Consider the following 8289-nt stretch of genomic DNA (forward strand, 5'->3'; position numbering starts at 1 on the left):
GGGGGATTTTCCCATAACGAATCCCCATAACCACGGCTTGAGTTATATTGTTGCAGCCCAGCTCTCGCAAAATATTTTCTTTGTATCGTCGAATTTGTCGGTCAGATAACGAGAGAAACCGAGCAATCTGGGGGGCAGTTTTTGATCTTGCTACCATTTATCCTGTGAAAACAGATAAAGACATTGGTTTTCTATATCGGTGAGTCGGGCATCTAGCGTGACTAAATGCCTGAGCCACACATGCGACAGCAAATCCATCATTTCAGTAAGTTGTGTTTTATTAGGCCTCATGTTGCCAAGATAGGCTAAATAGCGCCCTGCAAAATTCTCAAAGAAGGATTGTTCTTTGAGTTGATAAAACTCTGTTTGTATTCTTTCTGACATGGTTGTCCCTTTTTTTTAAAGTATGCAAAGGCAGGGGCAATCCATAGGTCATGCTCCCGTTTGGTGTTCAGAAAAGAAATAAAATAGATCATTGGCTCGTTCATTGAAATAAATATTATCTGTGGATAATTTTAATATCGTTTCTTCAAAAAAATGACTTTCGCTAATATCTTTAAAATCATTGTATAAATGAACATCGGCAAGTAAGTTCCAACTGAATACGGAATAACTCTGATTGTTTGAACATTTTGCTGTGATTTGAATGGGGAAATGATTGGAGATCCCATTAAGAACTAGGCCAAATCGAAAAGTATTTGCATCTTCTCTATTTAATGAATGTTTCATATATAATTAGGGATTTGTATTATACTTGACATTATTAATTCTAATTTTGTGCAATGCAATGTATTGATGTTGGATGATTAAGAAGAGGGAGCTAAAATGCAAAATCAAAGCTTATTTTCTGGATTAATATTTTTCATAATTCTATTGATCGGCGCAGCATTAGCATATGCATTGCACCCAGGTTCTGTTGGAAACATAAGTTATTTTGTTTTTGGCATCGCGGTTATTATCGCTGTAATTGTTTCTGCCTCAATTAAGGTTGCAAATCAGTGGAATAGAGCCATTGTATTGCGGTTGGGCCATTTTCAGGCCTTAAGAGGGCCTGGATTATTTTTTATTATACCCATTATTGATGTAGTTGCTTACTGGATCGATACCCGGGTTATCACGACAGCATTCAAAGCAGAAAAGACACTTACCAAAGATACAGTACCTGTCGATGTTGATGCAGTCCTCTTTTGGAAAGTAATTGATCCGAAAAAGGCAGCCCTCGAAGTAGCCGATTTCGAAAGCGCCATTGGCTGGGCATGCCAAACTGCTTTGCGCGATGTGATTGGCAAAACAATGCTTTCGGACATGCTTGAAGGACGAGGTAAAATTAGCAATGAATTGCAAATCATTATCGATGAGCGGACTGAGCCATGGGGAATTAAGGTGATTTCCGTTGAAGTGAAAGATGTTCTAATTCCACCTGCATTGGAAGATACCATGTCAATGCAAGCACAGGCCGAAAGAGAGCGTCAGGCTCGGGTCATTCTTGGGGATTCAGAGCGACAAGTGGCAGAAAAATTTGCCAAAGCAGCTAAGACCTATACCAACAATCCTGTTGCATTACATTTAAGGGCGATGAATATGCTTTATGAGGGACTAAAAGAAAATTCGACCATTGTTATGGTCCCTAGTTCAGCTATTGATACAATGCAACTGGGTAGCCTTGCAGGTATAACGGCATTGACAATGGATTTGGAAAAAAACAAACCAAGTAATGTAAAAAAAGCGAGAGAAAAAATAAGTCGAGAGAACCGTTAAGAAGAGCTTTAAAATATCTTCGCGGTAAATCAATACCTCGTCGATGCAATTTTAAAGTGTATATATTTTCACGGCAAAAAGAATAACGAACAAGATAAGCGATTAATATAGTGAGTGTTAGTAAAATAAAATGATAATTTCTCATCATTTCACAAGTTAATATCACGGATGTAATTAATGCACCCGTAGTACTCCCTAACATTGCTGCCATACTGATTAAGGTAAACAAGACTGGGTCTACAACAAATGTTGGAACCAAGTAATTAATCATAAGAGCGAAAGCGCTTCCTAAAGTTGCTCCTATAAATAAGGAAGGTGAAAATATTCCTCCAGATGCACCTGAGCCCAGAGTCAAACAGGTTGCCAATAATTTAGTTAAAACCAAAAATAGTAACAGCCATAGATTGAGGATCTGATTATTAAGGCAGTCTTGAATTGTTGCAAATCCTATTCCTTCAATATAGTAATGACCGAATAAATTCATTGATAAATACATGAAACAGCCGACAATTAACATTCCGGTCATATGACGTAGATACACATTTTTAAAGTGGTTATTAAAAAAATCTTCAAAGTAATAAACACTACGAATTAGCAAAATTGAAATGATTCCTACAGCCATTCTAAATGAAACAAATAAAAATAGGTTAGGTAAGGTCAGGTTACTATTTATTTGATTTACTAATTGAATAGCAAAAATCGGCTTTTCATTAATCAAAACATATTCGATGCTGAGAGCAAAAAATGTAGCAATAATAATGAGTGCTACGCCAAAAACAGAAATGGTCTCTAGCATAAATTCACTGGTAAATACAATTCCAGCGAAGGGAGCATCAAATATTACCGCGGTACGAGCGGCTACGCCCGCCGCCACAAGCATTTTTCTTTGTTGTGTGGATAAATGCAGCAAATTACTGATGATAGAACTTAATAAAGCCCCAATTTGAAAAACAGGACTTTCACGTCCTACTGAACCACCAGTGCCTATGGTCATAGCAGATGCTATTATTTTAGCCAAAGAGACTGAAGGTTGAATTCTTCCGTCTTGGCAAAATATAGCGTTTAAAATTTCTGGAACTCCAAGCCCACTCTGTCCAGGAGCAAATTTTTGATGCTGCCAATTATAGGTACAAAAATTACACCTATCCCCCAAATGCTGGACGATGTATGAAGATTTTCATTATAAATAAAACTGAAATGACCTAAAAAAGCGACATTATGGATAAGGGCAACTAAATTACGAAATAATATAGTTCCTAATCCACCTAAAATACCCAAAATGATTGCAAACACGACCATTTTAATAGGATGTAAGGATTCTTGTTGACTGTATTTTTGTATTTCTGATTTAATTGGTTTCAACTATGTTCCAGGTATGTTGCGCAATCATATATTCTTCATTTGTTGGTATGACGCTGACCCTAATTTTACTTTCATTATCACTAATAATAACCGAATTCGTTTCATTAGCTTTATCATTTATTTTAATCCCCAACCAACTGAGTTGTTCGCAGATTTTTTTACGGATAACGCCGGCATTTTCACCAATTCCTGCGGTAAATACCAAAGAGCCCACTTCAAGTGCAGCTCGATAACAAAATAAATCAATAGCTTCTTGTGCATTGACATCAGAGTTTGCTAATAGCTCACGTACATCATTACTGATGCCGGAGACTCCTAGTAAACCGGATTCTTTATAAAGTAAATTTTCAATTTCTTTGGCGGAATAATTTTTTTCTTGAATAAAGAAGAAGTGCTTAATACAATAATAAAATATTAATTTCATCAAGAGTAAAGGATTGCAACAGTGCGATAATATCCTTAAAAAAGAAAGAAGAAGGTAGAGTATTTCGTGATGATAAACAATGATCATGGAGTACAATATATTTTATCTTAACTAAGGGGTATGCCATATCTTGCTACGGCATACCCTCAGATCTGTAATTCAACCCATCAATACCTGAATATGCTTCTCATTTTACTAACGGTTGTTGTTGGGTAATGCAATGGATCCCCCCACCACCAGCAAAAATATCTAGTGCTTCAATTTGAGTTATTTTATGCTTTGGAAATAATTTAACAAATAGTGAATAAGCAAGTTTATCATAATCAGCATGTCCGAAAGCAGGAATCACAACACCCATATTGGCCAAGTAAAAATTAATATAAGAGAGGGTTAAGCGTTTACCATCAAGGTAAGTCGCTGGAGGTTGTTCAATGGTGTGGATCTCTAGGGATCGCCCTCTTGCATCTGTTGCTGCTGTTAAAATTTCAAGATTTTCTTGCAAAGTATGGTAATTTGCGTCTGCTTTGTCATGCGTGATTAACGTTAGGACTTTACCGGGTGCTATAAAACAGGCAATTTCATCAATATGACCATTTGTTTCATCTCCCCTTAATCCTTTATTTAACCAGATTATTTTTTCATAATTTAAATAATTGTAGAGGTAATTTTCGATATCTTCTTGAGTTAAATTAGGGTTACGGTTGGGATTTAGTAGGCATTCACGGCTGGTCAATATGGTGCCTTCTCCATCCACATGAAAAGAGCCGCCCTCCATGATCAATGGTGCATGAAAGTGTCTTGACTTGGTTATATTGATTATTTTTGATGCAATTTGATTATCAAGATAACAATCTTCATAGTTACTGCCCCAAGCATTATGTATCCAATCCACACCGGCAAGTACGCCTTGTGCATTGATTAAAAAAGTAGGTCCTGTATCGCGTGTCCATGAGTCATTGATTGCTAGGCGCACCATTTGTATTGATTTCCCACATAAACGGGATGCTTCATCATATTCATCAGGATTAACCAACATGGTTACGGGCTCGTATTGTACAATTGCTTGTGCAATTTGTGCGTAGGCTATGCGGGCTTTTTGTAAACCAATACTTGTCCATGTTTCTTTATGGCAGGGCCATGCCATCCAGCACCTAGTATGCGGGTGCCATTCTGCAGGCATGTAAAAACCAGCTTCTTTTGGAGTCATTATATTTTCACCTTATTGAGATCCATCTAGATATGTGAGTTGTGTAAATATACTACGTAACTCATTTAGATAGGAGCGTATGATTTCATGTGGTAATTTTGTCTTAATTAATTGTTTTTCGTAGGATTGCAATAGCTTTTTAGTATCAAAGTGGGCTAGATTCAATACATTTGTTATAGTGTCCCCGCTAACCATGTCATTAATTTCAAACTCACCATTCCCTGTTAATTTTACATCTAGAGAGTTCGTGTCGCCGAAAAGGTTGTGTAAGTTTCCAAGGATTTCTTGATAGGAACCAACTAAAAAGAAAGCAAGAGCATAGGGCTTGCTAGCATCATATGGAGGAAGTAGCAATGTCGAGTTAATCTGTGCTCTTCCAGGGTACTGTTTTAAAGTACCATCGGAATCGCAAGTTAAATCTTGTAAGATACTGTACATGCTAGGTTTTTCATTTAACTGCGAAATCGGTACAATAGGGAAAAGCTGTCCTATAGCCCAGGCATCAGGAATCGACTGGAAAAAAGAAAGATTGCAAAATATTTTAGCTGCTAAGCGTTCATTAATCGTTTCAATAAGTTCGCGATCACATGGATTGGTTTCATCCAAACGCTCTTGAATTTCAAGACATATATTGGTATGCAGTTGCTCAACCTTTGCTTTTTCGGTTAGGCTTAACACACCATGTTTAAACATAGAGTTGGCTTCGTGCAACTTGTTTTCAGCATAATGATAAATTTCAGTGGATGAATTAGCCGAAATGACTTGATAGGTATCTAAAATATCATGAATAATATGTGACTCATCCAACCCAATGGTAGGTAAGGTTGTCTTTTTCACCATTTCTACGTCAGTAATGTTGGTAATTAATACTGCGTGATGAGCTGTCAAAGCGCGCCCTGATTCTGAAATTATATTGGGTTCAGGCATGTTTGTTTCTTGACATAAGTCTCGCACGGCTAGGAGAATATGACTTGCATATTCTTTTAGAGTATAGTTCATTGAGCAATCAGTATTTGAGCGAGTGCCAGCATAATCAACTCCAAGTCCCCCACCAACATCAATGGTATTGATAGGGACATTTAAGTTGCGAAGTTCAATATAATAGCGTGTTACTTCGTTCATGCAGTTGCGAATATCATGAATATTGGCAATTTGTGAGCCCAGATGACAGTGCATTAATTGTAGGCAATCAAGTAAATGATTTGCTTGTAATTGATAAACCAGATCAAGCACTTGTTCGGCGTTTAGACCAAATTTTGACTTAGAGCCACCAGTATTCTCCCACTTTCCAGCACATTTTGTGACCAGACGAATGCGTACACCCAGTCGAGGTTTAATATTTAAACATGTTGCTTCACGTAGGATAATGTCTAGCTCTGAACGTTTTTCAATAATAATAAAAACAGTATGGCCCATTTGTTGCGCAATCGGCGCAGCCCGGATGTAACAACTGTCTTTATATCCGTTGCATATGATGGTAGAAGGAGTGTTTTCGAGCAAGCCAATAACTGCCATTAATTCAGGCTTACTTCCTCCTTCTAAACCTATTTTGTGTTTTGGAGCTTTTAGCAGCTCTTTTACTACACAATATTCTTGATTGACTTTAATGGGGTAAACTAGTTGGTAACTGCCACTATAATTGGTATCAATAATGGCCTGTGCAAATGCTTCATACAGCTTAAGTACACGATCGTGTAGAATATCGCTGAATCTAACGAGCAAAGGGAGATGCAATCCAGCTTGTCTTGCTACATGAACAATAACTTGTAATTCGACGCCAATTTCAGTGTTATTTTTTCTAATTTCGATATTGCCTTGAGAGTTAATGTGAAAATATTCTTCACCCCAATAGTCAATGTTATATAAGTTCTCGTTTATTGTTGTATTATTCATTAGGTTTTTCCATGGTAAATTTGTCTTCACGACTTAAGGCCAAATAGGTTCCAGGTTGCCGCTGTTTAGCGAAAGGAAATAATCGTCCCCATAAGGCGCGTTGGTTAAAATCTAATTCAGCCACTAATACTGCAGATTCAGTGCGTGAAGCTTGTACTAATATTTCACCTAAGGGGTTGCTAATAAAGCTACTTCCATAGAATTCCAGCCCATCTTCATTTCCAATACGGTTCACAGCGATAATAAAATTGTTGGACATGATTCCCTGAGCAAGCATGACTTTTTGCCACATGGGTTGACTGTCAAAGCCAGGTGCTGTTGGTTCGCTACCAATAGCTGTGGGATAGATCAGCACTTCCGTCCCTTTTAAGCTATAGATACGTGATAGTTCCGGAAACCATTGGTCATAACAGGTCGGTAAGCCAAATGAATGGCCAACAATGGTGTGTACGGGATAATTAGAATCGCCAGGTGTGAAATAATGATCTTCACGGTATTTCTCACCGCTGGGAATATGTTGCTTCCGGGTGGTTGCGATTAATTTTCCGGTATTATCATAAGCGACAGCAGTGTTGTAACCTGCTTTTTCAAACAAGGATGCGGTGATACAAACGTTATAATCTTTAGCACATTGACTAACAAATTGTGCAGTTGGCCCATAATGGATATCTTCCATAAATAATTTTACATCCACATCAGCACGTGTACAGAAATATGGAGACAGTGTAAGTTCTTGTAAGCATACTAATCTTGCACCTTGATTTGCAGCGCTAAAAATGCCTGCAGCTAACTTTTTTTGATGTTCAGATTGGTTTTCATACCATCGCTCTTGCACTAATCCCACTTTTAAGATGTGTTCACTCATTATCTTAACCTCATGAAAATTCATCGTTATTTTAGAATACACGAGATTTTTCTGCGATTAAATGCACAGTCTGTAAAATTACATTTATTTTATCTCCATTTTTACCTAATAAAATAATTTCTATTCATCTCTTCAAACCTGCTGTCGACAACTGGTGTAGAAAATTTATAAAAAGATGACCTATTCTCATGAAAATGCCATATTTGAGGGCATACTCAATTAAAATTTTTTTCGGTAAGCAGAGTTCATTAAATATCTATAACGAATCATCATAAGCATCATAATTAAAATTGATCTTTGAAACAGTCCTGCCCTCATGAAAGTGCCAAGTTCTTCTATTGTTATAAACGATTTGCAGCCATACACTTTTTGTTTTAACCAATGTAAAACCCTATGTAAAATCGAATAAAAATGATGCTCGAGATGCAGAAGCAATTGCTGAGGCAGTAACAAGGCCCAACATGCGATTTGTTCCTAAAAAAACGCAATGAAACAACGAACAGCACATGGCAATCAGATACGAGGTCTCTTAGCAGAATATGGCATTGTTGTAGGAAAGGGCTTATCTCATCTTAATGAATTACCAGAGATTTTAGAGAAAGCAGAAGACAAATTAAGTATTATTTCAAAAGAGATATTTGAAACAGTTAATAAAACGGGGGTTTTGTTACCTTTCTTACCACTACGACAATTTTGTCTGCATGCAGACATTATTCTTAATTACTATATAATTGTGTCTGCGCGCAGACATAATTACGAATTATTGAATAAAATAATAGC

Annotated in this window: 9 protein-coding genes and 2 pseudogenes; 2 read left to right on the forward strand and 9 right to left on the reverse strand. The window is 37.1% G+C overall.

Annotated features, from left to right (window positions below; all coding sequences use genetic code 11):
- From WA877_RS10235 to WA877_RS10245, 3 genes are all read right to left on the reverse strand, one after another.
- The coding region (locus tag WA877_RS10235; RefSeq protein ID WP_425170824.1) for a LuxR C-terminal-related transcriptional regulator at window positions 1-157 on the reverse strand (157 nt) is incomplete at its 3' end.
- Window positions 151-384, reverse strand: a complete 234-nt coding sequence (locus WA877_RS10240; RefSeq protein ID WP_425170817.1) for a hypothetical protein — start codon at window positions 382-384, stop codon at window positions 151-153. The genes WA877_RS10235 and WA877_RS10240, both read right to left, overlap by 7 nt.
- A gap of 48 nt (window positions 385-432) precedes the next feature.
- Window positions 433-729, reverse strand: a complete 297-nt coding sequence (locus WA877_RS10245; RefSeq protein WP_425170818.1) for a hypothetical protein — start codon at window positions 727-729, stop codon at window positions 433-435.
- A gap of 96 nt (window positions 730-825) precedes the next feature.
- On the opposite strand from WA877_RS10245, the gene WA877_RS10250 reads away from it, so the two are divergent.
- Window positions 826-1758, forward strand: coding sequence for a slipin family protein (locus WA877_RS10250; protein WP_425170819.1), 933 nt, complete (start codon window positions 826-828; stop codon window positions 1756-1758).
- Window positions 1759-1906: 148 nt separating this feature from the next.
- Here the strand turns inward: WA877_RS10250 and WA877_RS10255 are convergent.
- The 6 genes and pseudogenes from WA877_RS10255 to WA877_RS10280 form a co-directional block, all read right to left on the reverse strand.
- Window positions 1907-2911 (reverse strand): annotated as a pseudogene (locus tag WA877_RS10255) (chloride channel protein); the annotation flags it as partial.
- Entirely contained in the window at window positions 2821-3120 is a 300-nt protein-coding gene (locus WA877_RS10260; protein ID WP_425170820.1) for a hypothetical protein, read from the reverse strand. The pseudogene WA877_RS10255 and the gene WA877_RS10260, both read right to left, overlap by 91 nt.
- Window positions 3107-3544: a hypothetical protein gene (locus WA877_RS10265; RefSeq protein WP_425170825.1), complete on the reverse strand. Its 438-nt coding sequence runs from the start codon at window positions 3542-3544 to the stop codon at window positions 3107-3109. Before WA877_RS10265 ends, WA877_RS10260 begins: the two co-directional genes overlap by 14 nt.
- A 187-nt stretch (window positions 3545-3731) precedes the next feature.
- Window positions 3732-4751, reverse strand: a complete 1020-nt coding sequence (locus WA877_RS10270; protein WP_425170821.1) for an agmatine deiminase family protein — start codon at window positions 4749-4751, stop codon at window positions 3732-3734.
- Window positions 4752-4763: 12 nt separating this feature from the next.
- Window positions 4764-6644 (reverse strand): biosynthetic arginine decarboxylase, encoded by a 1881-nt coding sequence (speA, locus tag WA877_RS10275; protein ID WP_425170822.1) that lies wholly within the window; start codon window positions 6642-6644, stop codon window positions 4764-4766.
- Window positions 6637-7509: a nitrilase-related carbon-nitrogen hydrolase gene (locus tag WA877_RS10280; protein WP_425170823.1), complete on the reverse strand. Its 873-nt coding sequence runs from the start codon at window positions 7507-7509 to the stop codon at window positions 6637-6639. The genes speA and WA877_RS10280 overlap by 8 nt, the downstream gene beginning before the upstream one ends.
- Before the next feature lie 383 nt (window positions 7510-7892).
- Between WA877_RS10280 and WA877_RS10285 the strand changes: the two are divergent.
- A pseudogene (locus tag WA877_RS10285) lies at window positions 7893-8107 on the forward strand (IS110 family transposase); the annotation flags it as partial.
- Between the last annotated feature and the right edge of the window lie 182 nt (window positions 8108-8289).

The organism is Legionella sp., from assembly GCF_049790535.1.
GTDB lineage: Bacteria > Pseudomonadota > Gammaproteobacteria > Legionellales > Legionellaceae > Legionella.

Coding starts and splice junctions, on each gene's coding strand:
- speA (WP_425170822.1), bottom strand. CDS start 6,644: ATGAATAATACAACAATAAACGAGAACTTATATAACATTGACTATTGG.
- WA877_RS10280 (WP_425170823.1), bottom strand. CDS start 7,509: ATGAGTGAACACATCTTAAAAGTGGGATTAGTGCAAGAGCGATGGTAT.
- WA877_RS10245 (WP_425170818.1), bottom strand. CDS start 729: ATGAAACATTCATTAAATAGAGAAGATGCAAATACTTTTCGATTTGGC.
- WA877_RS10250 (WP_425170819.1), top strand. CDS start 826: ATGCAAAATCAAAGCTTATTTTCTGGATTAATATTTTTCATAATTCTA.
- WA877_RS10265 (WP_425170825.1), bottom strand. CDS start 3,544: ATGAAATTAATATTTTATTATTGTATTAAGCACTTCTTCTTTATTCAA.
- WA877_RS10240 (WP_425170817.1), bottom strand. CDS start 384: ATGTCAGAAAGAATACAAACAGAGTTTTATCAACTCAAAGAACAATCC.
- WA877_RS10270 (WP_425170821.1), bottom strand. CDS start 4,751: ATGACTCCAAAAGAAGCTGGTTTTTACATGCCTGCAGAATGGCACCCG.